Source organism: Hydrogenibacillus sp. N12, assembly GCF_019645935.1.
Taxonomy (GTDB): Bacteria; Bacillota; Bacilli; order Thermicanales; family DSM-22653; genus Hydrogenibacillus; species Hydrogenibacillus schlegelii.
Map to the genome: position 1 here is coordinate 110,788 of NZ_CP080953.1, position 26,726 is coordinate 137,513.

The following is a 26,726-nucleotide window of genomic DNA, read 5'->3' on the forward strand; positions in this document are numbered from 1 at the left end:
GTATCGCCATGGACAAGACACAGATCATCGAAGCGATCAAAAACATGACCGTCCTCGAGCTCAACGAGCTCGTCAAAGCCCTCGAAGAGGAGTTCGGCGTCTCCGCGGTGGCGCCGGTCGCGGTCGCGGCGGCGCCGGCGGCGGCCGGAGCGGCGGCCGAGGCGCCTCAGGCGGAGGAGAAGACGGAGTTTACCGTCGTGCTCGCGAACGCCGGCGCCTCGAAGATCAACGTCATCAAGGTCGTCCGGGAGATCACCGGCCTCGGCCTCAAGGAAGCGAAGGAACTCGTCGACGGCGCGCCGAAGCCGGTCAAGGAGGGCGTCTCCAAGGCCGAAGCGGAAGAGATCAAAAAGAAGCTGGAAGAAGCCGGAGCGACCGTCGAGCTCAAGTAAGCGGCCTCCGGCCGGAGGGGAGCCCCAGGCTCCCCTTTTTCCGTCTGAGGCCGAAACGCTTTTCCGTCTCACGCTTTTCCGTCTTAGGTTGACGCAAAGGGGCGGATGGCGCGGTGGATCACTACTTCCGGCCGCGGCCGGACCTGGAAAGCCGGCCGACGGCGTTTACCGTCACCGTCGCCGGTCGGACGCTCCGCTTCCGAACGGACCGGGGCGTCTTTTCCCGGGGTGGCCTCGACGCCGGGAGCCGGCTTCTCATCGAAACGGTCACCCTCGATCCGGGGGCGCGCCTTCTCGATCTCGGCGCCGGCTACGGCGCCGTCGGCCTCGCCTTGAAAGCCCGTTTTCCCGACGCTCGCGTGACGATGATCGACATCAACCCCCGGGCCGCCGCCCTGGCGGAACACAACGCTGCCCAAAACGGCTTTTCCGACGTCCGAGTGTTCGTGGGCGACGGGATCGCGCCGGTCGCCGGAGAACGGTTTGACGCCGTCGTCATCAACCCGCCGATCCGGGCCGGGAAGGCGGTCGTCTTTCGGTTGTACCGGGAGGCGCACGACGCCCTCGTCCCCGGCGGCGCCCTCTGGGCCGTCGTCCACAAAAAGCATGGCGCCCCTTCCCATCGGACGGCGCTTCAGGCCCTCTTCGGCGAGGCCGCCGTCGTCCGCCGCGAACGGGGCTATCATATTTTGCAGGCCATAAAACGCGCATAATCCCTTGACTTTTTCGCTGTCAAATGCTATCGTTCCAAGATGCGAAGTTTGACGCGGGCTCTTTTTTTGCCTTTTTCTGGTTAACGCTGCGGCGCCTTGGATACACTGTTTTTCATGAACCCGATGCGCGGCGCTTCCAACACCCTGCGAAGAGGTGAAGGTTCTTGGCTGGGAAGCTCGTCCAGTTCGGCCGCCGCACGCGGCGCACGTACTCCCGGACCCGCGAAGTGCTCGACCTGCCGCACCTCATCGAGATTCAGCTCGCCTCGTACCGCTGGTTTTTGGCCGAAGGCCTGCGGGAGCTATTCGAGGAGATTTCTCCGATTCAAGATTTTTCAGGTAATTTCCACCTCGAGTTCATCGACTATACCCTCGGCGAGCCGAAATATTCCGTCGATGAGTGCAAGGAGCGGGATGCGACGTACGCGGCGCCGCTTCGCGTCAAGGCGCGCCTCATCAATCGTCAGACGGGCGAAGTCAAGGAACAGGAAGTGTTTATGGGCGATCTTCCGCTCATGACTGAGACCGGAACCTTCATCATCAACGGCGCCGAGCGGGTCATCGTCAACCAGCTCGTCCGCTCGCCGAGCGTCTACTACAGCCAGCGGGTCGACAAAAACGGCAAGACGACCTACCAGGCGACGGTCATCCCGAACCGCGGCGCCTGGCTCGAGTTTGAGTCCGACCCCCGGGACGCCGTCTACGCCCGGATCGACCGGACGCGGAAGCTTCCGGTGACGGTGCTCCTCCGGGCGCTCGGCTTCAGCACGAACCAGGCGATCCTGGACCTCCTCGGCGAGGATGCCTACATCCTCGGCACGCTGGAAAAGGACAACACCGACTCGACCGAAAAGGCCCTTCTGGAGATCTACGAGCGGCTTCGCCCCGGTGAGCCGCCGACGTTCGAAAACGCCCGGAACCTCCTCTACTCCCGCTTCTTTGACCCGAAGCGGTACAACCTCGCCGCCGTCGGCCGCTACAAGATCAACAAAAAGCTCACGATCAAAAACCGCCTCCTCGGCAACCGGATCGCCGAGACGCTCGTCGACCCGGACACCGGCGAGGTGCTCGTCGAGGCCGGCCAGGTGATCGACCGGCGCACTCTCGACCGGCTCATCCCGCACCTCGACCGGGGGCTCGGCATGAAGGTGTACCACCTGAGCTACGGCCTCACCGAAGCCGGTGAGGTGCCGCTTCAGGTGCTTCACCTGTATTCGAACACCGAAGAAGGGAAGATCGTCAAGGTCATCGGCAACGGTCCGATCGATCGGGACGTCAAGGTCATCACCCCGGCGGACATCATCGCGGCGATCAACTACTTCTTCAACCTCTTCCACGGCATCGGCAGCGTCGACGACATCGACCACCTCGGCAACCGACGGCTCCGCTCCGTCGGCGAGCTCCTTCAGAACCAGTTCCGCATCGGCCTCGCCCGGATGGAGCGGGTCGTCCGGGAACGGATGAGCATCCAGGAGGCCGAGGGGCTCACGCCGTCGTCCCTCATCAACATCCGGCCGGTGATCGCGGCGGTCAAAGAATTTTTCGGCTCCAGCCAGCTCAGCCAGTTCATGGACCAGACGAACCCGCTGGCGGAGCTCACCAACAAGCGGCGCCTGTCCGCCCTCGGCCCCGGCGGCCTCACCCGGGAGCGGGCCGGCTTTGAGGTGCGGGACGTCCATCCGTCCCACTACGGCCGCATGTGCCCGATCGAGACGCCGGAAGGGCCGAACATCGGCCTCATCAACACCCTCTCGACGTATGCCCGGGTGAACGAGTACGGCTTCATCGAAACGCCGTACCGGCGGGTCGACCCGAAAACCCACCGGGTGACGGACGAGATCGTCTACCTCACCGCCGACGAAGAAGAGCTGTACACGATCGCCCCGGCGAACACCCCCCTCGACGAGGAAGGGCACATCGCCGAGCGTGAGGTCGTCGCCCGCCGGCACGGCGAGATCGTCACCGTGCCGCGGGACGAAGTCGACCTCATGGACGTGAGCCCCAAGCAGGTCTTCTCCGTCGCCACGTCGTGCATCCCCTTCCTCGAAAACGACGACGCCAACCGGGCGCTCATGGGCGCCAACATGCAGCGGCAGGCGGTGCCGCTCCTCGTGCCGGAGGCGCCGCTCGTCGGCACCGGCATCGAGCACCGGGTCGCCCTCGACTCCGGCGTCCTCGTCATCGCCCGCCACGACGGCATCGTCGAGCGGGTCGACGCGAAGGAAATCTGGGTCCGCCGCCTCCATCCCGACGGCACCCGCGGCGAGCTCGACAAATACCGCCTCTACAAGTTCCGCCGCTCCAACCAGGGCACGTGCCTCAACCAGCGGCCGATCGTCAAGGCCGGCGACGTCGTCCGGGCCGGCGACATCCTCGCCGACGGCCCGTCGACGGATCAGGGCGAGCTCGCCCTCGGCCGGAACGTCCTCGTCGCCTTCATGACGTGGGAAGGGTACAACTACGAAGACGCCATCCTCATCAGCGAGCGGCTGGTCAAGGAAGACGTCTACACGTCGATCCACATCGAAGAATACGAGATCGAGGCCCGGGAGACGAAGCTCGGTCCCGAGGAGATCACCCGGGACATCCTGAACGTCGGCGAGGAGGCCCTCAAAAACCTCGACGACCGGGGCATCGTCCGCATCGGCGCCGAGGTCAAAGACGGCGACATCCTCGTCGGCAAGGTGACGCCGAAGGGGATGACCGAGCTGACCGCCGAAGAGCGGCTCCTGCATGCCATCTTCGGCGAAAAGGCCCGGGAAGTCCGGGACACCTCCCTCAAGGTGCCCCACGGCGGCGCCGGCATCGTCGTCGACGTCAAGGTGTTCAAGCGGGACCAGGGCGACGAACTTCCGCCGGGGGTGATCGAGCTCGTCCGGGTGTACGTCGCCCAGAAGCGGAAGATCTCCGTCGGCGACAAGATGGCCGGCCGCCACGGGAACAAGGGCGTCGTCAGCCGCATCCTGCCGGTGGAAGACATGCCGTTTCTCCCCGACGGCACCCCGGTCGACATCGTCCTCAACCCCCTCGGCGTGCCGTCGCGGATGAACATCGGCCAAATCCTCGAGACGCACCTCGGGATGGCGGCCAAGGCGCTCGGCCTCGCCATGGCGACCCCGGTCTTCGACGGCGCCAACGAGTACGACATCTGGGATGCGCTGGAGGAGGCGGGCCTGCCCCGGGACGGCAAGATGGTCCTCTACGACGGCCGGACCGGCGAGCCGTTCGACCACCGGGTGACGGTCGGCGTCATCTACATGCTGAAGCTCATCCACCTCGTCGACGACAAGATCCACGCCCGCTCCACCGGCCCGTACTCCCTCGTCACCCAGCAGCCCCTGGGCGGGAAGGCCCAGTTCGGCGGCCAGCGGTTCGGCGAGATGGAAGTGTGGGCCCTCGAGGCGTACGGCGCGGCCCACACCCTCCAGGAGATGCTCACCGTCAAATCCGACGACGTCGTCGGCCGCGTCAAGACGTACGAGGCGATCGTCAAAGGCGAAAACATCCCCGAACCGGGCGTCCCCGAATCGTTCAAGGTGCTCATCAAAGAGCTCCAGAGCCTCGGCCTCGACGTCAAGATCCTGTCGAAGGACGAACAGGAGATCGAGATCAAAGAGCTCGACGAGGACGACGCCTCCGTCCCCGTCGAGAAGATGGTCTATCTCGCGCCCGGCGTCACCGGCGAAGACGGCGAGGCTTGAGGAAGCCAGCGGACGCATTCGCGGGACGGGCGAGGAGGGACGACGATGGACGTCAACCGCTTTGAATCCATGAAGATCAGCCTCGCATCGCCGGACAAAATCCGCTCGTGGTCCCACGGGGAAGTCAAAAAGCCCGAGACGATCAACTACCGGACGCTTCGGCCGGAAAAAGAAGGCCTCTTCTGCGAAAAAATCTTCGGGCCGACCAAGGACTGGGAGTGCGCCTGCGGCAAGTACAAGCGGATCCGCTACAAAGGCGTCGTCTGCGACCGCTGCGGCGTCGAAGTCACCCGGTCCAAGGTCCGCCGGGAGCGGATGGGTCACATCGAGCTCGCCGCGCCGGTGTCCCACATCTGGTACCTGAAGGGAATTCCGAGCCGGATGGGGCTCGTCCTCGACATGTCTCCCCGGGCCCTCGAAGAGGTCATCTACTTCGCTTCCTACATCGTCACCGACCCGGGGCTCACGCCGCTTGAGAAAAAGCAGCTCCTCTCCGAAAAGGAATACCGGAGCTACCGGGAAAAATACGGCGACGCCTTCCAGGCGGAGATGGGCGCCGAGGCGATCAAAAAGCTCCTCATGGAGATCGACCTCGACAAAGAGATCGCCCAGCTCAAAGAAGAGCTCTTAAAAGCCCAGGGACAGAAGCGGACGCGCATCATCCGCCGGCTGGAGGTGCTCGAGGCCTTCCGGGCATCCGGCAACCGGCCGGAGTGGATGATCCTCGACGTCCTTCCGGTCATCCCGCCGGACCTCCGGCCGATGGTTCAGCTCGACGGCGGCCGCTTCGCGACGTCCGACCTCAATGACCTCTACCGCCGGGTCATCAACCGAAACAACCGCCTCAAGCGCCTCCTGGAGCTCGAGGCGCCGGAGATCATCGTGCAGAACGAAAAACGGATGCTCCAGGAAGCCGTCGACGCCCTCATCGACAACGGCCGCCGGGGCCGGCCGGTGACCGGCGCCGGCAACCGACCCTTAAAATCCCTCTCCCACATGCTCAAAGGGAAGCAGGGCCGCTTTCGGCAAAACCTCCTCGGCAAGCGCGTCGACTACTCCGGCCGCTCGGTCATCGTCGTCGGTCCCAACCTCAAGATGACCCAGTGCGGCCTCCCGAAAGAGATGGCCCTCGAACTCTTCAAGCCGTTCGTCATGCGGGAGCTCGTCGATCGGGGGCTGGCGTCCAACATCAAAAACGCCAAGCGGAAGGTCGAGCGCGTGCGGCCCGAGGTGTGGGACGTCCTCGAAGACGTCATCCGGGAGCACCCGGTCCTCCTGAACCGGGCGCCGACCCTGCACCGCCTCGGCATCCAGGCCTTTGAGCCGGTCCTCGTCGAAGGCCGGGCGATCCGGCTCCATCCGCTGGTGTGCACCGCCTACAACGCCGACTTCGACGGCGACCAGATGGCCGTCCACGTCCCGCTCTCGGCGGAGGCCCAGGCCGAAGCCCGGGTGCTCATGCTCGCGGCGCAAAACATCCTGAACCCGAAGGACGGCAAGCCGGTCGTCACGCCGACCCAGGACATGGTCCTCGGGAACTACTATCTCACGATGGAAAAGCCCGGTGCCCGGGGCGAGGGACGGGTGTTCGCCACGTCGGAAGAGGCGATCATGGCCTACCAGCTCGGCGAGATCGAGCTCCACGCCCGCATCGTCCTTCCGGTGGCGGCCTTGAAGAAAACGTCCTTTACCGACGAAGAGCGCCGCGCCCGGCTCATCACCACCGTCGGGAAGCTCCTTTTCAACGAGATCTTCCCCGAAGACTTTCCCTACATCAACGCGCCGCTCAAGGGCGATTCGGTCGGCGCCGTCGATCGGGCGTTCCTCCTCTTCGACAAGGGCGTGCCGGTCAAGCCGATCATCGAGGCCCTGCCGCCGACCGAGGCCCTCAAAAAGAGCGACCTCGGCAAGATCATCGCCATCTGCTACGAGCGCTACGGCACGACGACGACGTCGGAGATCCTCGACCGGATCAAGGACATCGGCTTCCACTTCTCCACCAAGGGCGGCATTACCATCGCCGCCGCCGACATCGTCGTTCTCGAAGAAAAGAAAGACATTCTGGCCCGGGCCGAGGAGCAGGTGCAAAACGTTCAGCGGCAGTACCGCCGGGGCCTCATCACCGACGAGGAGCGGTACAACCGCGTCATCGCCATCTGGAGCAAGGCGAAGGACGAGATTCAGACGAAGCTCCTCGCCAGCCTCGAGCCGTTCAACCCGATCAACATGATGTCCACCTCCGGCGCCCGGGGGAACGCCTCGAACTTCACCCAGCTCGCCGGCATGCGGGGGCTCATGGCCAACCCGTCCGGCCGCATCATCGAGCACCCGATCAAAAACAGCTTTCGGGAAGGTCTTACGGTCCTCGAGTACTTCATCTCCACCCACGGCGCCCGGAAGGGACTGGCCGACACGGCGCTTCGGACCGCCGACTCCGGATACCTCACCCGGCGCCTCGTCGACGTCGCCCAGGACGTCATCGTCCGGGAGGCCGACTGCGGCACCGACCAGGGCGTCGAAGTGACGGCGCTTCGCTCCGGCCCGGAGGAGATCTCGACCCTGTTCGAACGGATCAGCGGCCGGGTCGCCTTCGAGACGGTCCGGGACCCCCGCACCGGAGAAGTCCTCGTCCGGCCGAACGAGCTCATTACGGACGCGATCGCCCGGCGGATCGTCGAGGCCGGCATCGAAAAGGTCCGCATCCGGTCGGTCCTCACCTGTCGGACGCATCATGGCGTCTGCCAGATGTGCTACGGTCGGGATCTCGCCACCGGCCGGCTCGTGGAGATCGGCGAGGCCGTCGGCATCATTGCCGCCCAGTCGATCGGCGAGCCCGGGACGCAGCTCACCATGCGGACGTTCCACACCGGCGGTGTCGCCGGCGAGGACATCACGCAGGGGCTTCCGCGGGTCCAGGAGCTGTTCGAGGCCCGGACGCCCAAAGGGCAGGCCGTCGTCAGCGAAATCGCCGGCGAGGTCGTCGACATCCGGGACGGCCGCGACAAGCGGGAGATCGAGATCCGGGGCGACGTCGAAACGAAGACGTACGCCGTTCCGTACGGCTCTCGCCTCAAGGTCGCCGTCGGCGACCGGGTCGACGCCGGCGCCGAGCTCACCGAAGGGCCCGTCGATCCGAAGGACCTGCTCCGCATCCGGGGGGCCCGGGAGACGCAAGCGTACATCCTCCGGGAAGTCCAGAAGGTTTACCGGATGCAGGGCGTCGAGATCAACGACAAGCACATCGAGATCATGATTCGGCAGATGATGCGGAAAGTCCGCGTCATCCACGCCGGCGACACCGAACTCCTCACCGGCACGATCGTCGATGTCCGGGACTTCGAAGAGGCGAACCGCAAGGTGCTCGCCGCCGGCAAGGCGCCGGCGGTCGCCCGGCCGATCCTCCTCGGCATCACGAAGGCCTCCCTCGAGACCGAATCGTTTCTTTCCGCCGCCTCCTTCCAGGAGACGACGCGGGTCCTGACCGACGCCGCGATCAAGGGCAAGCGGGATGAGCTCCTCGGTCTCAAGGAAAACGTCATCATCGGCAAGCTCATCCCCGCCGGCACCGGCATGCGCCGCTACCGGGAGATCGAGGTCGTGCCGAAGGCGCCGCCGGCGCCTTACGATGCGGCGGGAAGCTAAAAACCGTTTGACAACCGTGCGGCCGGCGCGGTATGATAGTGAGCGTGCCATACTGCCGTGCGGGAGGCGGGTGCGGTGTATGATCGGGTGAGAAGCGCCCGGCGCAAGATTGTCGGCGCGCGGCAGGTGCTTCGCGCCATCGAACAGGGCGAACCGATCGCCGTCGTCGTCGCCGAGGACGCGGCGAAGGACATCACCCTGCCCCTCGTGGAAAAGGCGAAAGCCCGGGGCATCCCCGTTCACACCGTCGAATCGATGCAGGAGCTCGGCCGGGCGGCGGGGATCGACGTCGCGGCGAGCGTCGTCGCCATCCCCGCCGAGGCGGCCGATCGCCCGACTTAAGCGACATCCGGGCGGAGCACCGCTCCGCCGGCTTCTTTGTATGCCCAAAATGAACCGCCCGGATCAGTGACCATGGACCGAGGGAGGTGTCGGGATGCCCACGATCAACCAGCTCATCCGGAAGGGCCGCAAGCAGATCAAGGCCAAATCGAAGGCGCCGGCGCTCCTTTGGGGCTACAACAGCCTGAAGAAGGAAGAGCGCTACCTGCCGTCGCCGCAGAAACGCGGCGTGTGCACCCGTGTCGGCACGATGACGCCGAAGAAGCCGAACTCGGCCCTTCGGAAGTACGCCCGCGTGCGCCTCACCAACGGCATCGAAGTGACGGCCTACATCCCGGGGATCGGCCACAACCTGCAGGAGCACAGCGTCGTCCTCATCCGGGGCGGCCGCGTCAAGGACCTGCCGGGCGTGCGCTACAAGGTCATCCGGGGGACACTGGACGCCGCCGGCGTCGCCAACCGGAAGCAGGGTCGCTCCAAGTACGGCGCCAAGCGACCGAAGGAAGGGAAGAAGTGAGTCGCGTTTTAAGAAAGGAGGGACACGATGCCGCGTAAAGGACCGGTGCCGCGGCGGGAGATCGCGCCGGATCCGATCTACGGCAGCGAACTCGTCGCCCGGCTCATCAACCGCGTCATGATGGACGGCAAAAAGAGCCTCGCCCAGCGGATCGTCTACGGCGCCTTCGATCGGATCCGGGAGCGGACGGGGAAAAATCCGCTGGACGTCCTCGAGGCGGCGATGAAAAACGTTATGCCCGTCCTCGAAGTCCGGGCCCGCCGGGTCGGCGGCGCCAACTACCAGGTGCCGATCGAGGTGCGGCCGGAGCGGCGCGTTTCGCTCGCCATCCGCTGGATCGTCCTCGCCGCTCGGGAGCGGCACGAAAAGACGATGATCGAGCGCCTGGCGGCGGAGCTCCTCGACGCCGCCCAGGGGACCGGCGGGGCGGTGAAGAAGCGGGAGGACGTCCACCGCATGGCCGAGGCCAACCGCGCCTTCGCCCACTACCGCTGGTGAGCCGTTGCCTGCAAGAGAGGAAGGTCGAGATGCCCAGGGAGTTTCCTCTGGAGAAGACGCGCAACATCGGCATCATGGCCCATATCGACGCCGGCAAGACGACGACGACGGAGCGCATCCTCTTTTATACGGGCCGCGTGCACAAGATGGGCGAGGTTCACGAGGGCACGGCGACGATGGACTTCATGGTTCAGGAGCAGGAGCGGGGCATCACGATCATGTCGGCGGCGACGACGACCCAGTGGAAAGGCCACCGGATCAACATCATCGACACGCCCGGCCACGTCGACTTCACCGTCGAGGTTGAACGCTCCCTCCGGGTCCTGGACGGCGCCATCGCCATCTTCAGCGCCAAGGAAGGCGTCGAGCCGCAGTCGGAGACCGTCTGGCGGCAGGCCGACCGCTACGGCGTTCCGCGGATCGCCTACGTGAACAAAATGGACATCATCGGCGCCGACTTCCTCGGCGTCGTGCGCCAGATTCGGGAACGGCTCGGCGCCAACCCGGTGCCGATCCAGCTGCCGATCGGCGCCGAAGATCAGTTCCGGGGCATCGTCGACCTCGTCCGGATGGAAGCCTACGCCTACCTCGACGATCTCGGCACCCGCACCGAGGCGGGACCGATCCCCGAGGAACTTAGGCCCCTGGCGGAAGAGTGGCGGACGAAGCTCCTCGAGGCCGTCGCCGATGTCGATGAAGCGATCATGATGAAATACCTCGAGGGCGAAGAGATCACCCCCGAGGAGATCAAGGCCGCCCTCCGGAAGGGGACGATCGAGCTCAAGCTCACGCCGGTCCTTTGCGGCTCTTCCTACCGGAACAAGGGCGTGCAGCCCCTCCTCGACGCCGTCGTCGACTACCTGCCCTCCCCGGCCGACATCCCGGCGATCCGGGGCGAACATCCGGAAACCGGGGAGACGGTCGAGCGGAAGCCGTCGGACGACGAGCCCTTTACGGCGCTCGCCTTCAAGATCATGTCCGACCCGTTCGTCGGGAAGCTCACGTTCATCCGCGTCTACTCCGGCGTGCTGGAGAGCGGCACGTACGTCCAGAACTTCACCAAGGGCAAGCGGGAGCGCATCGGGCGGCTCCTTCAGATGCACGCCAACCACCGGCAGGAGATCGACCGGGTGTACGCCGGCGACATCGCCGCCGTCGTCGGCCTCAAAGACACGACGACCGGCGACACCCTCGCCGACGAAAAGCATCCGATCGTCCTCGAGCCGATGCACTTCCCGGACCCCGTCATCAGCATCGCCATCGAGCCGAAGACGAAGGCGGACCAGGACAAGCTCGGGCTCGCCCTTGCGAAGCTCGCGGAAGAAGACCCGACTTTCCGCACCTGGACCGATCCCGAGACCGGCCAGACGATCATCGCCGGTATGGGCGAGCTCCATCTCGAGATCATCGTCGACCGGCTGAAGCGGGAATTTAAGGTCGAGGCGAACGTCGGCGCGCCGCAGGTCGCCTACAAAGAGACGTTCCGCAAAGCAGCCAAAGTCGAAGGCAAGTACATCCGGCAGACCGGCGGCCGGGGCCAGTACGGCCACGTCTGGATCGAGTTCGAGCCGCTGGAGCGGGGCGCGGGGTTTGTCTTCGAGAACAAGATCGTCGGCGGCGTCGTTCCGAAAGAATACGTCCCGGCGGTCCAGGCGGGGATCGAGGAAGCGATGCAAAACGGCGTCCTCGCCGGCTATCCCCTCATCGACATCAAGGCGACCCTCTTCGACGGCTCCTACCACGAAGTCGACTCGTCGGAGATGGCCTTCAAGATCGCCGCGTCGCTCGCTCTCAAGGAGGCGGCCAAGCACTGCGATCCGGTCCTCCTCGAGCCGATCTTCAAGATCGAGGTCACGGTCCCGGAAGAGTACATGGGCGACATCATCGGCGACATCAACGCCCGCCGGGGCCGGATCGAGGGCATGGAGCCCCGGGGGAACGTTCAGGTGATCCGCGGATACGTCCCGCTCGCCGAGATGTTCGGTTACGCCACCGACCTCCGCTCCCGGACGCAGGGTCGCGGCACGTACGTCATGCAGTTCAGCCACTACGAAGAGGTGCCGCCGAACATCGCCAAGGCGATCATCGAAAAGCAAAAAGGCGCCTGAGTGCCCTGAAAGCTTGCGCCCCTTGAAGCGCGGGCTTATCATAGAGGAGCAAAGCAAAGGAGGAAGTCCAGGATGGCCAAGACGAAATTCGAACGTACGAAGCCGCACGTCAACGTCGGCACCATCGGCCACGTCGACCACGGCAAGACGACGCTGACGGCGGCGATCACGACCGTTCTCGCCCGGCAGGGCAAGGCCGAGGCGAAAGCGTACGATCAGATCGACAACGCGCCGGAAGAAAAGGCCCGCGGTATCACGATCAACGTCTCCCACGTGGAGTACGAGACGGACAAGCGCCACTACGCCCACATCGACGCGCCCGGCCACGCCGACTACGTCAAGAACATGATCACCGGCGCGGCGCAGATGGACGGCGCCATCCTCGTCGTCTCCGCCGCCGACGGCCCGATGCCCCAGACGCGAGAGCACATCCTTCTCGCCCGGCAGGTCGGCGTGCCGTACATCGTCGTCTTCCTGAACAAAGTGGACATGGTCGACGACGAAGAGCTCATCGAGCTCGTGGAGATGGAAGTGCGGGATCTCCTCAAGCAGTACGGCTACCCCGGGGACGACGTCCCGGTCATCCGCGGCTCGGCGCTCAAAGCGCTGGAGAATCCGGACAGCGAGTGGGGCGAGAAGATCCTCGAGCTCATGAACGCCGTCGACGAGTACATCCCGACGCCGGAGCGGGAGGTCGACAAGCCTTTCCTCATGCCGGTGGAAGACGTCTTCACCATCACCGGCCGCGGCACCGTCGCCACCGGCCGCGTCGAGCGGGGCAAGGTAAAGGTCGGCGACGAAGTCGAGATCATCGGTTTTACCGATGAACCGAAGAAGACGACCGTCACCGGCGTCGAGATGTTCCGTAAGGTGCTCGACGAAGCCCAGGCCGGCGACAACATCGGCGTCCTCCTCCGCGGCGTGAACCGCGACGAGATCGAGCGGGGCCAGGTGCTGGCCAAGCCCGGTTCGATCACGCCCCACACGAAGTTTAAGTGCGAAGTCTACGTCCTGACGAAAGAAGAAGGCGGCCGCCACAAGCCCTTCTTCACCGGCTACCGGCCCCAGTTCTACTTCCGGACGACGGACGTGACCGGCGAGATCAAGCTTCCCGAGGGGGTCGAGATGGTCATGCCCGGCGACAACGTGACCCTCGAAGTGGAGCTCATCAGCCCGATCGCCATCGAAAACGGCACCCGCTTCGCCATCCGCGAAGGCGGCCGGACGGTCGGGGCCGGCGTCGTCACCGAGATCATCCAGTGACCGAACGCAACCGAGCGCCGAAAAAAACCGGATCTTCCCGAGCGAAGATCCGGTTTTTTTCACGGCTGCGCGTCCTTTTCTTCTCTTTACGTTAGCAGCAGCGGTTCACCTTGCCGTCGGCGTATCGGGCCTTCAGGGCGTACAGGTAATATTCCCCTTCGCTCATCGGCGCCTCGTCGGGGTGATGCAGCCGGTGATGCTCGAGATACCGCTCATAGCTCGGCATTCCGACGATCGTCTTCGTCGTGAGCGATACCGACTTCAAAAGATCCCGCATCTTCTCCCGCACCGCGGTCCAGTCCCGCATCGTCCATCCCCCTATCGCCTTTTTAGGATCGCCGCGACAGGCGCCCTCCGCCCGACCGCCTTCCGGCCGACCGCCGGCCGGCGGCCGCTTCCGCCGGCCGCGGCCGACGCCATTCGGCCTTTTCGTCGACGGACGTCCGTCACAGCTTCGACGGGACGTACGGCGACTCCATGAGCGGTACCCGCTCCTTTTGCACCAGGATGCGGTACCACAGCAGGAAGGCGCTCAGGACGAGCGTCACGACGACGAGGATGAAAAAGCCGGTGACGACGGCGTCAAGCCGGTCGTTGAAGACGATCTGCTGCATCACCCGCATATCTGCCGCCGGTGCCAGCACCTCGCCCCGGTCGATCCCCGCCTGGTATTTCGCCGCGTGGGCGAGGAAACCGACCGCCGGGTTGGCGGAGAAGAGCTTCATCAATGCGGCCGTGAGCGTCGTCGCGAGGAGCCATGCGAACGGCACGACCGTCACCCACGCGTAGCGGGCCTTTCCCATCTTGATGATGACCGTCGTCCCGACGGCGAGGGCGATCGCCGCCAGCATCTGGTTCGAAATGCCGAAGAGCGCCCAGAGGGAGTTAATCCCGCCGAACGGATCGACCGCGCCCCAGTAGACGAAGTAGCCCCACATCGCCGTAAAGATCGCCGAGGCGACGACGTTGTTCACCCAGCGGTCCGTCCGGGCGAACGGCTTGTAGACGTTGCCGACGAGGTCCTGGAGGATGAAGCGGCCGATCCGCGTCCCGGCGTCGACGGTCGTCAAGATGAACACCGCCTCAAACAGAATGGCAAAATGATACCAGAACGCCTTCGCGCCGGCCATAAACTGCGAGAAGATCTCCGCCATCCCGACGGCGAGTGTCGGCGCCCCGCCGGTCCGGGAAAGAATCGTCTGCTCGCCGACGTCTTTGGCCATCTGCTCGATGAGCTCCGGCGAGATGACGAAGCCCCACTCCGAGACCTTCGCCGCCGCCTGCTCTGCCGTCGTGCCGATCACGGCCGCCGGCGCGTTCATGGCAAAGTACAGCCCCGGTTCGAGGTGTGTCGCGGCGATCATCGCCATGATCGCGACGAACGACTCCATGAGCATGGCGCCGTATCCGATCATCCGGGCGTGCGATTCCTTTTCGATCAGCTTCGGCGTCGTCCCCGAGGCGACGAGGGAATGGAATCCCGAGACGGCGCCGCAGGCGATCGTAATGAAAAGGAAGGGGAAAAGCGGCCCGGAAAAGACCGGTCCCGTGCCGTCGACGAACCGCGTCACCGCCGGCATGCGAATCTCCGGCATGACGATGAAGATGCCGATCGCGAGAAGGACGATCGTCCCGATCTTTAAAAACGAGCTCAAATAATCCCGGGGCGCAAGGAGCAGCCACACCGGAAGCACCGACGCGAGAAAGCCGTAGACGGCAATGAGGATGGCGAGCGTTCCGGCATCGAACGTAAAATACGGGGCGAGCGCCGGGTTTTCCGCCACCGTCCGGCCGAAGTAGAGGGCGAGCATGAGGAGGACGAAACCGATGAGGGAGCCCTCCAGGACCTTCCCCGGCCGGATGAAGCGCATGTAGACGCCCATGAACATCGCGATCGGGATCGTCATCGCCACCGTAAAGACGCCCCACGGCGACTGGGCGAGGGCCTTCACGACAACGAGGGCGAGGACCGCCACGAGGATGACCAGGATGCTGAGCGTCCCGATCGAGGCGACGATGCCGCCGACCGGCCCGATCTCCTCCCGGGCGATCTGACCGAGCGACTTTCCGTCCCGGCGCATCGAGGCGATCAGGACGACCATATCCTGCACCGCCCCCGCCAGGGCGACGCCGATGAGGATCCAGAGCGTCCCCGGCAGATACCCCATCTGCGCCGCCAGCACCGGTCCGACGAGCGGGCCGGCCCCGGCGATGGCGGCAAAGTGGTGGCCGAAGAGCACCCACTTGTTCATGGGTACGTAGTCTTTGCCATCATTCCGCACCTCCGCCGGCGTCGCCCGCCGGTCGTCGAGGGCGAAGATGCGCGTCGCGATGAAGCGGCTGTAGAACCGGTACGCGACGGCATAGGTGACGATCGCCGCCGTGAGCAACCACGCCGCGTTCACCGTCTCGCCTCGGGCGAGGGCCAGCACGGCGAAGGCGACGGCACCGAGGGCCGCAATGAGCCCCCAGAGGAGGATCGATGCGATCCGCCGCGTCATGGAAAAACGCCTCCTTTCGTGTCGAAGCGCGTCGTTCGGACGCGGGTCTCCCGAAAAGATGTCGAGGGAGAGAAAAGCGCGGCTTTAACTGCTATTTTTCAAAGAGAGGCTAGCAAAAACCGATCGTCCCGGCAAGTGCAAATTCAAAAACGGCTCGGCGACGCCTTGCGTTCGGCGCTGTCATTCTATATAATGCTGTATGTTTGGTCGGCGTATGCGATGAGGCGGGAGGTTGCCGGCACGCCCGGGTCATTTGCTTTGCGTCCGGGGAGGGCGCCCCGGCGGACGGGGAATTCTCGCTGAGAAGTCTATTGCTCCAAATAGGCGCCAAAGGAGGCCCGACGATGGCGGAACAAAAAATCCGCATCCGCCTGAAGGCGTTTGAACACAGTGTCCTCGACCAGTCGGCGGAAAAAATCATCGAGACCGCCCGGCGCACCGGCGCCAAGGTGTCCGGACCGGTGCCGCTTCCGACGGAGCGGCATCTTTACACCGTGCTGCGGGCGGTGCACAAGTACAAGGACTCCCGGGAGCAGTTCGAGATCCGCACCCACAAACGGCTCATCGACATCATCGATCCGACGCCGAAGACGGTCGACGCCCTCATGCGGCTCGATCTGCCGAGCGGCGTGGACATCTCCATCAAGCTGACCGGCGGCCCCGAAGAAAAGGGCAAGCGGTCCCGCGGCCGCTGAGGGAGGAGGCTGAACCATGGTGCGCAAGGGCATCCTCGGCCGCAAGCTCGGCATGACCCAGATCTTCGACGAAGAAGGTCGCATCGTGCCGGTGACGGTCATCGAAGCCGGACCGAACGTCGTCCTCCAGAAAAAGACGCCGGAGACCGACGGCTACGTCGCCATTCAGCTCGGCTTTCTCGACAAAAAGCCGAAGCGGGCGACGAAGCCGGAAAAAGGCCACGCCGCCAAGGCCGGTACGGCGCCCAAGCGCTTCGTCCGCGAAATCCGGGACGTCGACCTCGACCGCTACGAAGTCGGGCAGACGCTCACCGTCGACCTCTTTGCCCCCGGCGAGCTCGTCGACGTCACCGGCACGAGCAAGGGGAAGGGGACCCAGGGCGCGATCAAGCGGCACAACCAGGCCCGCGGTCCGATGGCCCACGGTTCCGGTTACCACCGCGGCATCGGCTCCCGGGGCGCCATCGGCCCGTACCGCATCTTGAAGGGGACGCCCGGCCCCGGCCGGATGGGGAACGAACGGGTCACCGTCCAGAATCTCCTCGTCGTCAAGGTCATCCCGGACAAACACCTCCTCCTCGTCAAAGGCGCCGTCCCCGGCCCCCGCGGCGGGTTCGTCATCGTCCGCTCGGCGATCAAGGCGCCTCAAGAGGCGTAAGCGGTCCGGAGAAAGGAGGATCAGCGATGCCCAAAGTGCCCCTTTATAATCAGGACGGCGCCACCGTCGGCGAGATCGACCTCGACGACCGCGTCTTCGGCATTGAACCCCGGGAAGCGGTCGTCCACCGGGCCGTCGTCGCCTACCTCGCCAATCAGCGCCTCGGCACCCACGACGTCAAAAACCGCGGTGAAGTCCGGGGCGGCGGCCGCAAGCCGTGGCGGCAAAAAGGGACCGGTCGCGCCCGGCAGGGCTCCATCCGAGCGCCCCAGTGGGTCGGCGGCGGCGTCGTGTTCGGCCCGACGCCCCGGAGCTACCGCCTGGAGCTTCCGAAGAAGATGCGCCGCCTGGCCCTCAAGTCCGTCCTTTCCGCCAAGACGAAAGAAGGGGCCCTCAAGGTCCTCGACCGCCTCGTCATCGAGGCGCCGAAGACGAAAGCCGTCGTCCGGCTGCTCAAAAACTTGAGCGTTGACCGGAAGGCGCTCGTCATCCTGCCGGAGGTCGACCGGAACGTCCTCCTCTCCGCCCGGAACCTTCCCGGCGTCAAGGTGACGACGACCGGCGAGATCAATGTCTACGACCTCCTCAACCACGACGCCCTCATCCTCACCGAGGCGGCCGCCCGGAAGATCGAGGAGGTGTACGCATGAAAAACCCCCACGACATCATCCTCCGGCCGATCATTACCGAAAAGACGACGGAGCTGATGAAAAACAAGACCTACACCTTTGAAGTCGATCCCCGGGCCAACAAGGTCGAGATCCGGCAGGCCGTCGAGCAGATTTTCGGCGTTAAGGTCGAAAAGGTCAACACCTTGAACGTCAAACCGAAAACGAAACGCGTCGGTCGCCACGTCGGCCGGACCAAAGCCTGGAAGAAAGCGTACGTGAAGCTCACGGCCGACTCCAAGCCGCTCGAATTCTACGAAGGGGTCTGATCGCGGGCTCGGTGACCGCCGGGACCGCGGCGACAAGGAGGGAGACCATGGGCATTCGAACCTACAAGCCGACGTCGCCCGGTCGGCGGGGGATGACCGTCTACACCTTTGAGGAAATCACGAAGACGGAGCCGGAAAAATCCCTCGTCGAACCCCTCAAAAAGCACGCCGGCCGGAACAACCAGGGGCGGATCACCGTCCGTTTCCGGGGCGGCGGCCACAAGCGCCTCTACCGGATCATCGACTTCAAGCGGGACAAAGACGGCATTCCGGGCAAGGTCGCGGCGATCGAATACGACCCGAACCGCTCGGCGCGCATCGCCCTCATCCACTACGCCGACGGCGAAAAGCGCTACATCCTCGCGCCGCAGGGCCTGAAGGTCGGCGACGTCATCGAATCCGGTCCCAACGCCGACATCAAGGTCGGGAACGCCCTCCCGCTTGAGCACATCCCCGTCGGCACGACGATTCACAACATCGAGCTCAAGCCCGGCAAGGGCGGTCAACTCATCCGGGCCGCCGGCGCTTCGGCCCAGATCATCGGCCGGGACGGCGACTACGCCATCATCCGCCTCGCCTCCGGCGAGATCCGGAAGATCCGCAAAGAATGCCGGGCGACGATCGGGCAGGTCGGGAACATCGAGCACGAGCTCATCACGATCGGGAAGGCCGGGCGGAGCCGGTGGCTCGGGCGCCGGCCGCACGTCCGCGGTTCCGCGATGAACCCCGTCGACCACCCGCACGGCGGCGGTGAGGGCAAAGCGCCGATCGGCCGTCCGTCGCCCGTCACGCCGTGGGGCAAGCCGACCCTCGGCTACAAGACCCGGAAGAAGCGGAAGGCATCCGACAAATACATCCTGCATCGCCGGAAGTAAACCGCGGACGGGGATCCCGTCCCCGATCCCGCCTGCGAAAGGAGGGCCAGCATGGGCCGCAGCGTGAAAAAAGGGCCGTTCGTTGACGACCATCTCCTGAAGAAGGTCCGGGCGCTCAATGAGAAAAACGAAAAGCGGGTCATCAAGACGTGGTCCCGACGCTCGACGATCATCCCGGAATTCGTCGGCCACACCTTTGCCGTCTACGACGGCCGTAAGCACGTCCCCGTCTACGTCACCGAAGAGATGGTCGGCCACAAGCTCGGAGAATTCGTTCCCACCCGCACCTTCCGCGGCCACGCCGGCGACGACAAGAAGACCGGCCGCTGAGGCGCGGCGCCGTCCGCCTGTGCCAAACCGGCGCCTCGCCTTCCCCCGTCCGGCCGACCGAACGATCTTCCCGTAAAGGAGGGAGAACATGCCGACCGACACCGAAGTCCGGACCGCCCGCGCCGTCGCCCGTGGCGTCCGCATTTCGCCGCGAAAGGCCCGGCTCGTCATCGACCTCATTCGCGGCAAAGACGTCGGCACGGCGCTGGCCATCCTCCGGCAGACGCCGAAGAAAGCGGCGCCGATCATCGAAAAGGTGCTCCGCTCGGCGATCGCCAACGCCGAGAACAACCACGACATGCGCCCCGATGCCCTCTACGTTCGCGCCTGCTACGTCGACGAGGGGCCGACCCTGAAGCGTTACCGCCCCCGCGCCATGGGCCGCGCCGCGCAGATCTTAAAGCGCACGAGCCACATCACCGTCATCGTGGCAGAAAAAGAGGAGGGATAAGGCGTGGGGCAGAAGGTGAGCCCGATCGGCCTCCGCGTCGGCATTATCCGCGGCTGGGACGCCAAGTGGTATGCCGAAAAAGACTTCGCCGCGCTCTTGCACGAGGACCTCGCCATCCGCAAGCACATCGAAACGGCGCTCAAGGACGCCGCCGTCGCCCGGATTGAGATCGAGCGGGCCGCCGGCCGGGTGAACGTCACCATCCACACCGCCAAGCCCGGCATGGTCATCGGCCGGGGCGGCGCCGAGATCGAAAGGCTCCGGGCGGAGCTGGAGAAGCTGACCGGAAAAAAAGTCCACATCGACGTCAGCGAAGTCAAGAAGCCCGACCTCGAGGCGAAGCTTGTCGCCGAATCGATCGCCCGGCAGCTGGAAAGCCGCGTCTCCTTCCGGCGGGCGATGAAGCAGGCGATGCAGCGGGTCATGAGGGCCGGCGCCAAGGGCGTCCGGGTCATGGTGAGCGGCCGCCTGGCCGGCGCCGAGATCGCCCGCACCGAAGGCTACAGCGAAGGCACCGTCCCGCTTCACACCCTCCGGGCGGACATCGACTTCGCCGTCGCCGAAGCCCACACGACGTACGGCGTCATCGGGGTCAAAGTCTGGATCTTCCGCGGCGAAGTGCTGCCGAAGAAAGACAAGGCCCGGAAGGAGTGACCGAGCATGCTCATGCCCAAGCGGACCAAATACCGCAAGCAGCAGCGGGGGCGAATGAAAGGCCGCGCCAAGGGCGGGCGGACCGTCGCCTTCGGCGACTTCGGTCTCGTCGCCCTCGAGCCGGGCTGGGTGACCAACCGGCAGATCGAAGCGGCGCGTATCGCCATCACCCGTCACGTTCGGCGCGGCGGCCAGATCTGGATCCGCATCTTCCCCGACAAACCGGTGACGAAAAAACCGCTCGAAGTCCGCATGGGAAGCGGGAAAGGCAGCGTCGAAGGCTGGGTGAGCGTCGTCAAACCCGGCCGGGTGATGTTCGAGATCGGCGGCGTTCCGGAAGACGTCGCCCGGGAAGCTTTGCGGCTGGCGATGCACAAGCTGCCGGTCAAGGCCAAGATCGTCCACCGCAGCGAAACGGATGGTGAGCGCGATGAAGGCTGAAGAACTTCGGGAGCTCACGAACCAAGAGCTCGAACAGAAGATCCGCGCCTGGAAGGAAGAGCTCTTCAACCTCCGCTTCCAGCACGCCACCGGCCAGCTCGATCAGCCGCACCGGCTCAAGGAAGTCAAGAAAAACATCGCCCGGGCGAAGACGATCCTTCGCGAACGGGAGCTCGGCATCCGCCGCGGGTGACGCCAAGGAGGGATCCAGGTGGAGCGGAACAAACGCCGCACGCTCATCGGCCGCGTCACGAGCGATAAAATGCAAAAGACGATCGTCGTGACCGTCGAGACGTACAAGCGCCATCCGCTGTACGGCAAGCGCATCAAATACTCGAAGAAGTACAAGGTCCACGATGAAAAGAACGAAGCCCGCGTCGGCGACCTCGTCCTGATCATGGAGACGCGGCCCCTTTCCCGGCACAAGCGTTTTCGCCTCGTGAAGATCCTTGAGCGGCCCGAACACGTCTGACGTCGGCTCCGGAAAGGAGGGAGACCATGATCCAACCGCAGACCCGGCTCGTCGCCGCCGACAACACCGGCGCCAAGGAGCTCATGTGCATCCGCGTCCTCGGTCGCGGCAACCAGCGCTACGCCAACATCGGCGACATCATCGTCTGCTCCGTCAAGCAAGCAACGCCCGGCGGAGTTGTTAAGAAGGGCGACGTCGTCAAGGCGGTCGTCGTCCGGTCCAAAAAGGGCGTCCGGCGGCCCGACGGCTCCTACATCCGCTTTGACGAAAACGCCGCCGTCATCATCCGGGACGACAAAAGCCCTCGCGGCACCCGCATCTTCGGCCCCGTCGCCCGGGAGCTCCGAGAGAAAGACTTCATGAAAATCATCTCCCTCGCGCCGGAAGTCCTCTGATTCCGGCCGCAAGGAGGCTTGAACATGCCTAAAATGCATGTTAAAAAAGGCGATAAAGTGATGGTCATCAGCGGCAAGGACAAGGGGAAGATCGGCACCGTCCTCGCCGCCTATCCGAAAAAATCCCGGGTCCTCGTCGAGGGCGTCAACATCGTCAAAAAGCACCAGAAGCCAAGCCCCCAGTATCCCCAGGGTGGCATCATTGAAAAAGAGGCGCCGATCCACGTCTCCAAGGTGATGCCGATCGATCCGAAGACCGGCAAGCCCACCCGCGTCGGATACCAGATCCTCCCGGACGGCCGCAAGGTGCGCATCGCCAAGCGCTCCGGCGAGCCGCTCGACCGCTGAAGGCGCCGAAAGGAGGGAATCCTGTGGGCATTGGGGCTCGACTGAAAGACAAATACGAGCAGGACGTCGTACCGGCCCTCATGAAGGAGTTCGGCTACAAAAACCCGCATCAGGTGCCGAAAATCGAAAAGATCGTCCTGAACATCGGTGTCGGTGACGCCGTTCAGAACCCGAAGCTCATCGACGCCGCCGTCCGGGACCTCACGGTGATCGCCGGCCAGAAGCCGATCGTCACCCGGGCGAAAAAGTCGATCGCCGGCTTTCGGCTTCGGGCCGGCATGCCGATCGGCGTCAAGGTGACGCTCCGGGGCGAGCGGATGTATCATTTTCTCGATAAGCTGATGAACGTGGCGCTTCCCCGGGTGCGGGACTTCCGAGGCGTGTCGCCGAAAGGCTTTGACGGCCGAGGCAACTTCAACCTCGGCGTCCGCGAGCAGCTCATCTTCCCGGAAGTCGACTACGACCAGGTGGAGAAGATCCGCGGCATCGAGATCACGATCGTCACGACGGCGAAGACGGACGAAGAAGCGTACGCGCTTCTCAAGCACCTCGGCATGCCGTTTCGGACGGCTTGAACGATTCGGGCGGCTTGAAGGCTTGAGGTGAACGATCGAGGCGAAAGGAGGACGACGATGGCGCGCAAGGCGCTCATCCTCAAGGCGCAGAAGAAGCCGAAGTTCAAGGTTCGGGCCTACACCCGATGCAAGCGCTGCGGCCGGCCCCGGAGCGTCTACCGCAAGTTCGGCCTCTGCCGCATCTGCCTCAGGGAGCTCGCCCACAAGGGACAGATCCCCGGCATGCGGAAAGCCAGCTGGTAAGCGGACGGCCGGTCGAAGGTCGATGGCCCGGTCGGCCCGAACGAAAGGGGGAACGCACATGGTCATGACCGATCCGATCGCGGATATGCTCACCCGCATTCGGAACGCCAACATGGCGAAGAAGGACAAGGTGGAAGTCCCCGCGTCGCGCCTCAAGCGGGAGATCGCCGAGATCCTCAAGCGGGAAGGCTACATCCGCGACTACGAATACATCGAGGACAACAAGCAGGGCATCCTCCGCCTCTTCCTCAAGTACGGTCCGAACGGCGAGCGGGTCATCACCGGCCTTCGGCGGATCTCAAAGCCCGGGCGGCGGGTGTACGCCAAGAGCTACGAAGTCCCGCGCGTCTTAGGCGGCCTCGGCATCGCCATCCTCTCGACCTCGCAGGGGGTGCTCACGGACAAGGAAGCCCGGGCCAAGCGGACCGGCGGCGAAGTGATCGCCTACATCTGGTAAGACGAAGGAGGGAGACGATGAGCCGCATCGGCAAGCGCCCGGTACCGATCCCGTCCGGCGTCGACGTCGCCGTCGACGGCACGACCGTCACCGTTCGCGGCCCGAAGGGGACCTTGAGCCGGACGTTTCACCCGAAGATGAAGATCCGCCTTGAGGCCGGGCAGGTCGTCGTCGAGCGGCCGAACGACGAACCGGCGATGCGGGCGCTGCACGGCACGACCCGGAGCCTCATCGCCAACATGATCCAGGGCGTCACCGAAGGTTACACCCGGGCGCTCGAGATCGTCGGCGTCGGTTACCGCGCCCAGAAACAGGGCAAAAAGCTGGTCATCGCCCTCGGCTACTCCCATCCGGTCGAATACGAGCCGGAGGAAGGGATCGAGATCGACGTTCCGGAGCCGACGAAGATCATCGTCCGCGGCATCGACAAAGAAAAAGTCGGCCTTGTGGCCGCCAAGATCCGGTCGTTCCGCGAGCCGGAGCCGTATAAAGGCAAAGGGATCCGCTACGCCGGCGAAGTCGTTCGGCAGAAGGTCGGGAAGGCCGGCGCGAAGAAGAAGTGAGGGGGTGAGGCCCGGTGATCGTCAAACCGAGTCGCAACGAACGGCGGAAGATCCGGCACTACCGGATCCGGCGCAAAGTCTTTGGCACGCCCGAACGGCCGCGCCTTTCGGTCTTCCGCTCGAACAAGCACATCTACGCCCAGATCATCGACGATACCCGCGGCGTGACCCTGGCCAGCGCCTCGACGCTCGACCCCGAGCTCCGGGAGGCGCTCAAAGCGATCGGCACCGGCAACGTCCAAGCGGCGGCCAAGGTGGGCGAGCTCATCGCCAAGCGGGCCAAGGCCAAGGGCATCGACAAAGTCGTTTTCGACCGGGGCGGCTACCGCTACCACGGCCGCGTCGCGGCCCTCGCCGAGGCGGCCCGGCAGGGCGGCCTCGACTTCTAAGGGCGCACCGCGTCGGACGCCCGGCGTCCAAGACGCAGCGCCTCAATACGAAGAAAGGTGGTTGGAATGGCCAGGCGCGAACGAGAACGGGAACAAGCCTTTGAAGAGCGCGTCGTTCAGGTGAACCGCGTGGCGAAGGTCGTTGCCGGCGGCCGGCGCTTCCACTTCAGCGCCCTCGTCGTCGTCGGGGACAAAAACGGCCGTGTCGGTTTTGCCCTCGGAAAAGCGACGGAGGTTCCCGACGCCATCCGGAAAGGGATCGAAGCGGCGAAAAAGAACATGATCACCGTTCCCCTCCGGGGCACGACGATCCCCCACGAGATCATCGGCCGTTTCGGCGCGGGTAAGGTCCTCATGAAGCCGGCCGCTCCCGGGACCGGCGTCATCGCCGGCGGGCCGGTGCGGGCGGTGCTCGAGCTCGCCGGCGTCCGGGACGTCCTCACCAAGTCCCTCGGTTCCCGCAACGCGATCAACATGGTCCGGGCGACGTTTGAAGGGTTAAAAGCCTTAAAGACGCCGGAGATGGTCGCCCGCCTCCGGGGCAAATCCGTCGACGAGATTCTTTCCCACAAGGGGTGAGGCCGGTGGCCAAGATCGTCGTCACCCTGAAGCGGAGCCCGATCGGCCGGCCCGAAGACCAGAAGCGGACGGTTCGCGCCCTCGGGCTTCGGAAACTTCATCAGTCGGTCGTCCACGATGACACCCCGAGCATCCGCGGCATGATCGCCAAGGTGGCCCACCTCGTCGAAGTCCGTCCGGCGGAAGCGGCCACCGAGGAGGCGGCGAAGGGAGGCCAGAGCCGGTGAAGCTCCACGAACTCAAACCCGCCCCCGGATCGAAGCGGAAGAGAAAGCGCGTCGGCCGCGGCACCTCGAGCGGCCACGGGAAGACGAGCGGGCGCGGGCACAAAGGCCAGAAGGCCCGCTCCGGCGGCGGCGTCCGTCCCGGCTTTGAAGGCGGGCAGAACCCCCTCGTCCGGCGGGTGCCGAAGCGGGGTTTTTCCAACGCGCCGTTTAAGAAGGAGTATGCCATCGTCAACGTCGAAAGCTTAAATCGCTTCCCGGACGGCGCCGTCGTCACGCCGGAGGATCTCCTCCAGGCCCGCATCATCCGGGACCTCAAGGACGGGGTGAAAATCCTCGGCGACGGCGAGCTCACCGTCCGCCTGACGGTCCGGGCGCACAAGTTTTCCAAGTCGGCGGTGGAGAAGATCGAACGCCTCGGCGGCAAGGCCGAGGTGATCTGAGTGTTCAAGGCCGTCCGGAACATCTTCAGCGTCGCCGATCTCCGGCGGAGGGTGCTCTACACGCTCATGATGCTCGTCGTCTTCCGCATCGGGAGCTTCATCCCGGTGCCGGGGATCGACGTCGAAGCCCTCCGCCAGGGGATCATGAACAGCAACCTCTTCGGCCTCTTCGACACGTTCAGCGGCCGGGCGATGTCCAACTTCTCGATCTTCACCCTAGGGATCATGCCGTACATCACCGCCTCGATCATCATGCAGCTCCTCAGCATGGACGTCGTGCCGAAGCTCGCCGAATGGGCCAAAGAGGGAGAAAGCGGCCGGCGGAAGATCGCTCAGGTTACCCGGTACGCCACCGTCGTCCTCGCTTTCATCCAGGCCGTCGGCATGTCGGTTGCCTTTGAGCGGCAGTACCACATGATCGCCCACCCGACCTTTTTCTCGTACGTCGTCATCGCCGTCGTGCTCACCGCGGGGACGACGTTTCTCATGTGGATGGGCGAGCAGATCACCGAAAAAGGCGTCGGGAACGGCATCTCGATCCTCATTTTCGCCGGCATCGTGGCGGCGATCCCCTCCAGCCTGGAGCAGATCTACGTCACGAAGTTCACCGGCGAGGGCGCCAATCTGTTTCTCGCCGGGATCATCACGCTGATCGTGCTGGCGATCGTCGTCGCCATCATCGCCGGCGTCGTCTTCGTCCAGCAGGGCGTCCGGAAGATCCCGGTCCAGTACGCCAAGCGGGTCGTCGGGAGGCGGGTCGTCGGCGGGCAGTCGACTCACATTCCGCTCCGGGTCAACTCCGCCGGCGTCATCCCGGTCATCTTCGCCGTGTCGATCGTTTACTTCCCGCAGATCATCGCCCAGTTTTTCCGCGGCAACGCCTTCGCCGACTGGGTGCTGGAGCAGTTCACCGTCACCGCTCCGCTGGGGATGTTCCTCTACGTGCTCCTCATCATTGCGTTCAGCTTCTTTTACACCTACGTCCAGCTGAACCCGCAGCAGCTTACGGAAAACCTTCAGAAGCACGGCGGGTTCATCCCCGGCATCCGCCCCGGGCGGCAGACGTACCTCTACCTGACGCGGGTGATCAACCGCATCACCCTCTTCGGTGCCCTCTTTCTCGCCGCCGTCGCCATCCTGCCCGTCTTTTTCACCGACGTCTTCGGCCTGCCGCCGTCGGTCCGCATCGGCGGCACCTCGCTCCTCATCGTCGTCGGTGTCGCCCTGGAGACGATGAAGCAGATCGAAAGCCAGCTCATCAAGCGCCACTACGAAGGCTTCATCCGGCGGTGACGGAAGGCGCGGCGATGGGCGGCAAAG

General features: G+C 64.8%; 33 protein-coding genes. 31 read left to right on the forward strand and 2 right to left on the reverse strand.

The window, feature by feature from the left end; genetic code table 11:
- Window positions 1–8: 8 nt before the first annotated feature.
- From rplL to tuf, 9 genes are all read left to right on the forward strand, one after another.
- A complete protein-coding gene (gene rplL / locus K2M58_RS00570; protein ID WP_066200412.1) occupies window positions 9–392 on the forward strand; it encodes a 50S ribosomal protein L7/L12 in 384 nt (127 codons plus the stop codon).
- A gap of 113 nt (window positions 393–505) precedes the next feature.
- Complete coding sequence (locus K2M58_RS00575) at window positions 506–1,105, forward strand: class I SAM-dependent methyltransferase (protein ID WP_220677879.1); 600 nt, start codon at window positions 506–508, stop codon at window positions 1,103–1,105.
- 164 nt (window positions 1,106–1,269) lie between these two features.
- Complete coding sequence (gene rpoB / locus K2M58_RS00580) at window positions 1,270–4,806, forward strand: DNA-directed RNA polymerase subunit beta (protein WP_220677880.1); 3,537 nt, start codon at window positions 1,270–1,272, stop codon at window positions 4,804–4,806.
- A gap of 45 nt (window positions 4,807–4,851) precedes the next feature.
- Window positions 4,852–8,448, forward strand: a complete 3,597-nt coding sequence (gene rpoC / locus K2M58_RS00585) for a DNA-directed RNA polymerase subunit beta' (protein ID WP_220677881.1) — start codon at window positions 4,852–4,854, stop codon at window positions 8,446–8,448.
- Window positions 8,449–8,523: 75 nt separating this feature from the next.
- Window positions 8,524–8,790 carry a ribosomal L7Ae/L30e/S12e/Gadd45 family protein gene (locus K2M58_RS00590; RefSeq protein ID WP_066200421.1) on the forward strand — a complete coding sequence of 89 codons (267 nt, stop codon included), beginning with the start codon at window positions 8,524–8,526 and terminating at the stop codon, window positions 8,788–8,790.
- 94 nt (window positions 8,791–8,884) lie between these two features.
- Window positions 8,885–9,307, forward strand: a complete 423-nt coding sequence (rpsL, locus tag K2M58_RS00595) for a 30S ribosomal protein S12 (protein ID WP_066200423.1) — start codon at window positions 8,885–8,887, stop codon at window positions 9,305–9,307.
- A 27-nt stretch (window positions 9,308–9,334) separates the two neighbouring features.
- A complete protein-coding gene (rpsG, locus tag K2M58_RS00600; RefSeq protein ID WP_220677882.1) occupies window positions 9,335–9,805 on the forward strand; it encodes a 30S ribosomal protein S7 in 471 nt (156 codons plus the stop codon).
- A gap of 29 nt (window positions 9,806–9,834) precedes the next feature.
- On the forward strand, window positions 9,835–11,913 hold the full coding sequence (fusA, locus tag K2M58_RS00605) for an elongation factor G (protein WP_220677883.1): 2,079 nt from the start codon (window positions 9,835–9,837) through the stop codon (window positions 11,911–11,913).
- A 72-nt stretch (window positions 11,914–11,985) separates the two neighbouring features.
- Window positions 11,986–13,176: an elongation factor Tu gene (gene tuf / locus K2M58_RS00610; RefSeq protein WP_220677884.1), complete on the forward strand. Its 1,191-nt coding sequence runs from the start codon at window positions 11,986–11,988 to the stop codon at window positions 13,174–13,176.
- 91 nt (window positions 13,177–13,267) lie between these two features.
- Here tuf and K2M58_RS00615 read toward each other — a convergent pair whose 3' ends face one another.
- Together K2M58_RS00615 and K2M58_RS00620 are read right to left on the reverse strand one after the other, a co-directional pair.
- Window positions 13,268–13,453, reverse strand: coding sequence for a YbdD/YjiX family protein (locus K2M58_RS00615; protein WP_066441823.1), 186 nt, complete (start codon window positions 13,451–13,453; stop codon window positions 13,268–13,270).
- 169 nt (window positions 13,454–13,622) lie between these two features.
- Window positions 13,623–15,677: a carbon starvation CstA family protein gene (locus K2M58_RS00620; RefSeq protein WP_220677885.1), complete on the reverse strand. Its 2,055-nt coding sequence runs from the start codon at window positions 15,675–15,677 to the stop codon at window positions 13,623–13,625.
- A gap of 344 nt (window positions 15,678–16,021) precedes the next feature.
- On the opposite strand from K2M58_RS00620, the gene rpsJ reads away from it, so the two are divergent.
- From rpsJ to secY, 22 genes are all read left to right on the forward strand, one after another.
- Window positions 16,022–16,372, forward strand: coding sequence for a 30S ribosomal protein S10 (gene rpsJ / locus K2M58_RS00625; protein WP_066200741.1), 351 nt, complete (start codon window positions 16,022–16,024; stop codon window positions 16,370–16,372).
- 19 nt (window positions 16,373–16,391) lie between these two features.
- Window positions 16,392–17,030 (forward strand): 50S ribosomal protein L3, encoded by a 639-nt coding sequence (rplC, locus tag K2M58_RS00630; RefSeq protein ID WP_220678737.1) that lies wholly within the window; start codon window positions 16,392–16,394, stop codon window positions 17,028–17,030.
- A gap of 26 nt (window positions 17,031–17,056) precedes the next feature.
- Window positions 17,057–17,680 (forward strand): 50S ribosomal protein L4, encoded by a 624-nt coding sequence (gene rplD / locus K2M58_RS00635; RefSeq protein ID WP_066200735.1) that lies wholly within the window; start codon window positions 17,057–17,059, stop codon window positions 17,678–17,680.
- Window positions 17,677–17,967, forward strand: a complete 291-nt coding sequence (rplW, locus tag K2M58_RS00640) for a 50S ribosomal protein L23 (RefSeq protein ID WP_220677886.1) — start codon at window positions 17,677–17,679, stop codon at window positions 17,965–17,967. The genes rplD and rplW overlap by 4 nt, the downstream gene beginning before the upstream one ends.
- Window positions 17,968–18,014: 47 nt before the next feature.
- Window positions 18,015–18,842 carry a 50S ribosomal protein L2 gene (gene rplB / locus K2M58_RS00645; protein ID WP_220677887.1) on the forward strand — a complete coding sequence of 276 codons (828 nt, stop codon included), beginning with the start codon at window positions 18,015–18,017 and terminating at the stop codon, window positions 18,840–18,842.
- A 51-nt stretch (window positions 18,843–18,893) separates the two neighbouring features.
- Window positions 18,894–19,172 carry a 30S ribosomal protein S19 gene (gene rpsS / locus K2M58_RS00650; RefSeq protein WP_066200726.1) on the forward strand — a complete coding sequence of 93 codons (279 nt, stop codon included), beginning with the start codon at window positions 18,894–18,896 and terminating at the stop codon, window positions 19,170–19,172.
- Window positions 19,173–19,260: 88 nt separating this feature from the next.
- Window positions 19,261–19,623: a 50S ribosomal protein L22 gene (rplV, locus tag K2M58_RS00655; RefSeq protein WP_066200723.1), complete on the forward strand. Its 363-nt coding sequence runs from the start codon at window positions 19,261–19,263 to the stop codon at window positions 19,621–19,623.
- A 3-nt stretch (window positions 19,624–19,626) separates the two neighbouring features.
- A complete protein-coding gene (rpsC, locus tag K2M58_RS00660) occupies window positions 19,627–20,277 on the forward strand; it encodes a 30S ribosomal protein S3 (RefSeq protein WP_066200720.1) in 651 nt (216 codons plus the stop codon).
- Window positions 20,278–20,283: 6 nt separating this feature from the next.
- Window positions 20,284–20,718, forward strand: a complete 435-nt coding sequence (gene rplP / locus K2M58_RS00665; protein ID WP_066200717.1) for a 50S ribosomal protein L16 — start codon at window positions 20,284–20,286, stop codon at window positions 20,716–20,718.
- On the forward strand, window positions 20,708–20,911 hold the full coding sequence (rpmC, locus tag K2M58_RS00670) for a 50S ribosomal protein L29 (RefSeq protein ID WP_066200715.1): 204 nt from the start codon (window positions 20,708–20,710) through the stop codon (window positions 20,909–20,911). The genes rplP and rpmC overlap by 11 nt, the downstream gene beginning before the upstream one ends.
- Before the next feature lie 12 nt (window positions 20,912–20,923).
- Window positions 20,924–21,190 (forward strand): 30S ribosomal protein S17, encoded by a 267-nt coding sequence (gene rpsQ, locus K2M58_RS00675; protein WP_156423589.1) that lies wholly within the window; start codon window positions 20,924–20,926, stop codon window positions 21,188–21,190.
- Window positions 21,191–21,216: 26 nt separating this feature from the next.
- Window positions 21,217–21,585, forward strand: coding sequence for a 50S ribosomal protein L14 (gene rplN / locus K2M58_RS00680; protein WP_066200709.1), 369 nt, complete (start codon window positions 21,217–21,219; stop codon window positions 21,583–21,585).
- Between the two features lie 33 nt (window positions 21,586–21,618).
- Window positions 21,619–21,933 carry a 50S ribosomal protein L24 gene (gene rplX / locus K2M58_RS00685; protein WP_066200707.1) on the forward strand — a complete coding sequence of 105 codons (315 nt, stop codon included), beginning with the start codon at window positions 21,619–21,621 and terminating at the stop codon, window positions 21,931–21,933.
- A 29-nt stretch (window positions 21,934–21,962) separates the two neighbouring features.
- Entirely contained in the window at window positions 21,963–22,508 is a 546-nt protein-coding gene (gene rplE, locus K2M58_RS00690; protein WP_082718385.1) for a 50S ribosomal protein L5, read from the forward strand.
- Between the two features lie 57 nt (window positions 22,509–22,565).
- Window positions 22,566–22,751, forward strand: a complete 186-nt coding sequence (locus tag K2M58_RS00695) for a type Z 30S ribosomal protein S14 (protein WP_066200704.1) — start codon at window positions 22,566–22,568, stop codon at window positions 22,749–22,751.
- A gap of 58 nt (window positions 22,752–22,809) precedes the next feature.
- The gene (gene rpsH / locus K2M58_RS00700) at window positions 22,810–23,208 is read left to right on the forward strand and encodes a 30S ribosomal protein S8 (protein ID WP_066200702.1); all 399 of its coding nucleotides are present in this window, start codon (window positions 22,810–22,812) and stop codon (window positions 23,206–23,208) included.
- A 17-nt stretch (window positions 23,209–23,225) separates the two neighbouring features.
- The gene (rplF, locus tag K2M58_RS00705; protein WP_220677888.1) at window positions 23,226–23,771 is read left to right on the forward strand and encodes a 50S ribosomal protein L6; all 546 of its coding nucleotides are present in this window, start codon (window positions 23,226–23,228) and stop codon (window positions 23,769–23,771) included.
- A gap of 14 nt (window positions 23,772–23,785) precedes the next feature.
- On the forward strand, window positions 23,786–24,160 hold the full coding sequence (rplR, locus tag K2M58_RS00710; protein WP_220677889.1) for a 50S ribosomal protein L18: 375 nt from the start codon (window positions 23,786–23,788) through the stop codon (window positions 24,158–24,160).
- Window positions 24,161–24,226: 66 nt separating this feature from the next.
- A complete protein-coding gene (rpsE, locus tag K2M58_RS00715) occupies window positions 24,227–24,739 on the forward strand; it encodes a 30S ribosomal protein S5 (protein WP_066200695.1) in 513 nt (170 codons plus the stop codon).
- Window positions 24,740–24,744: 5 nt separating this feature from the next.
- Window positions 24,745–24,966 (forward strand): 50S ribosomal protein L30, encoded by a 222-nt coding sequence (rpmD, locus tag K2M58_RS00720; protein ID WP_220677890.1) that lies wholly within the window; start codon window positions 24,745–24,747, stop codon window positions 24,964–24,966.
- Window positions 24,963–25,406: a 50S ribosomal protein L15 gene (gene rplO, locus K2M58_RS00725; protein WP_066200689.1), complete on the forward strand. Its 444-nt coding sequence runs from the start codon at window positions 24,963–24,965 to the stop codon at window positions 25,404–25,406. The genes rpmD and rplO overlap by 4 nt, the downstream gene beginning before the upstream one ends.
- Window positions 25,407–26,699, forward strand: a complete 1,293-nt coding sequence (gene secY / locus K2M58_RS00730) for a preprotein translocase subunit SecY (protein WP_220677891.1) — start codon at window positions 25,407–25,409, stop codon at window positions 26,697–26,699. It abuts the gene before it with no gap.
- Window positions 26,700–26,726 lie beyond the last annotated feature (27 nt).

What these genes read in the sequence shown, in the direction of transcription:
- rplV (WP_066200723.1), top strand. Translation starts at nt 19,261, where the DNA reads ATGCCGACCGACACCGAAGTCCGGACCGCCCGCGCCGTCGCCCGTGGC.
- rplX (WP_066200707.1), top strand. Translation starts at nt 21,619, where the DNA reads ATGCATGTTAAAAAAGGCGATAAAGTGATGGTCATCAGCGGCAAGGAC.
- rpsG (WP_220677882.1), top strand. Translation starts at nt 9,335, where the DNA reads ATGCCGCGTAAAGGACCGGTGCCGCGGCGGGAGATCGCGCCGGATCCG.
- rplB (WP_220677887.1), top strand. Translation starts at nt 18,015, where the DNA reads ATGGGCATTCGAACCTACAAGCCGACGTCGCCCGGTCGGCGGGGGATG.
- fusA (WP_220677883.1), top strand. Translation starts at nt 9,835, where the DNA reads ATGCCCAGGGAGTTTCCTCTGGAGAAGACGCGCAACATCGGCATCATG.
- rpsE (WP_066200695.1), top strand. Translation starts at nt 24,227, where the DNA reads ATGGCCAGGCGCGAACGAGAACGGGAACAAGCCTTTGAAGAGCGCGTC.
- rpsS (WP_066200726.1), top strand. Translation starts at nt 18,894, where the DNA reads ATGGGCCGCAGCGTGAAAAAAGGGCCGTTCGTTGACGACCATCTCCTG.
- rplP (WP_066200717.1), top strand. Translation starts at nt 20,284, where the DNA reads ATGCTCATGCCCAAGCGGACCAAATACCGCAAGCAGCAGCGGGGGCGA.
- rplW (WP_220677886.1), top strand. Translation starts at nt 17,677, where the DNA reads ATGAAAAACCCCCACGACATCATCCTCCGGCCGATCATTACCGAAAAG.
- rplD (WP_066200735.1), top strand. Translation starts at nt 17,057, where the DNA reads ATGCCCAAAGTGCCCCTTTATAATCAGGACGGCGCCACCGTCGGCGAG.
- rplF (WP_220677888.1), top strand. Translation starts at nt 23,226, where the DNA reads ATGAGCCGCATCGGCAAGCGCCCGGTACCGATCCCGTCCGGCGTCGAC.
- rplN (WP_066200709.1), top strand. Translation starts at nt 21,217, where the DNA reads ATGATCCAACCGCAGACCCGGCTCGTCGCCGCCGACAACACCGGCGCC.
- rpsL (WP_066200423.1), top strand. Translation starts at nt 8,885, where the DNA reads ATGCCCACGATCAACCAGCTCATCCGGAAGGGCCGCAAGCAGATCAAG.
- rpsH (WP_066200702.1), top strand. Translation starts at nt 22,810, where the DNA reads ATGGTCATGACCGATCCGATCGCGGATATGCTCACCCGCATTCGGAAC.
- rpsJ (WP_066200741.1), top strand. Translation starts at nt 16,022, where the DNA reads ATGGCGGAACAAAAAATCCGCATCCGCCTGAAGGCGTTTGAACACAGT.
- rpoC (WP_220677881.1), top strand. Translation starts at nt 4,852, where the DNA reads ATGGACGTCAACCGCTTTGAATCCATGAAGATCAGCCTCGCATCGCCG.
- rpmC (WP_066200715.1), top strand. Translation starts at nt 20,708, where the DNA reads ATGAAGGCTGAAGAACTTCGGGAGCTCACGAACCAAGAGCTCGAACAG.
- K2M58_RS00615 (WP_066441823.1), bottom strand. Translation starts at nt 13,453, where the DNA reads ATGCGGGATCTTTTGAAGTCGGTATCGCTCACGACGAAGACGATCGTC.
- K2M58_RS00695 (WP_066200704.1), top strand. Translation starts at nt 22,566, where the DNA reads ATGGCGCGCAAGGCGCTCATCCTCAAGGCGCAGAAGAAGCCGAAGTTC.
- rplL (WP_066200412.1), top strand. Translation starts at nt 9, where the DNA reads ATGGACAAGACACAGATCATCGAAGCGATCAAAAACATGACCGTCCTC.
- tuf (WP_220677884.1), top strand. Translation starts at nt 11,986, where the DNA reads ATGGCCAAGACGAAATTCGAACGTACGAAGCCGCACGTCAACGTCGGC.
- K2M58_RS00620 (WP_220677885.1), bottom strand. Translation starts at nt 15,677, where the DNA reads ATGACGCGGCGGATCGCATCGATCCTCCTCTGGGGGCTCATTGCGGCC.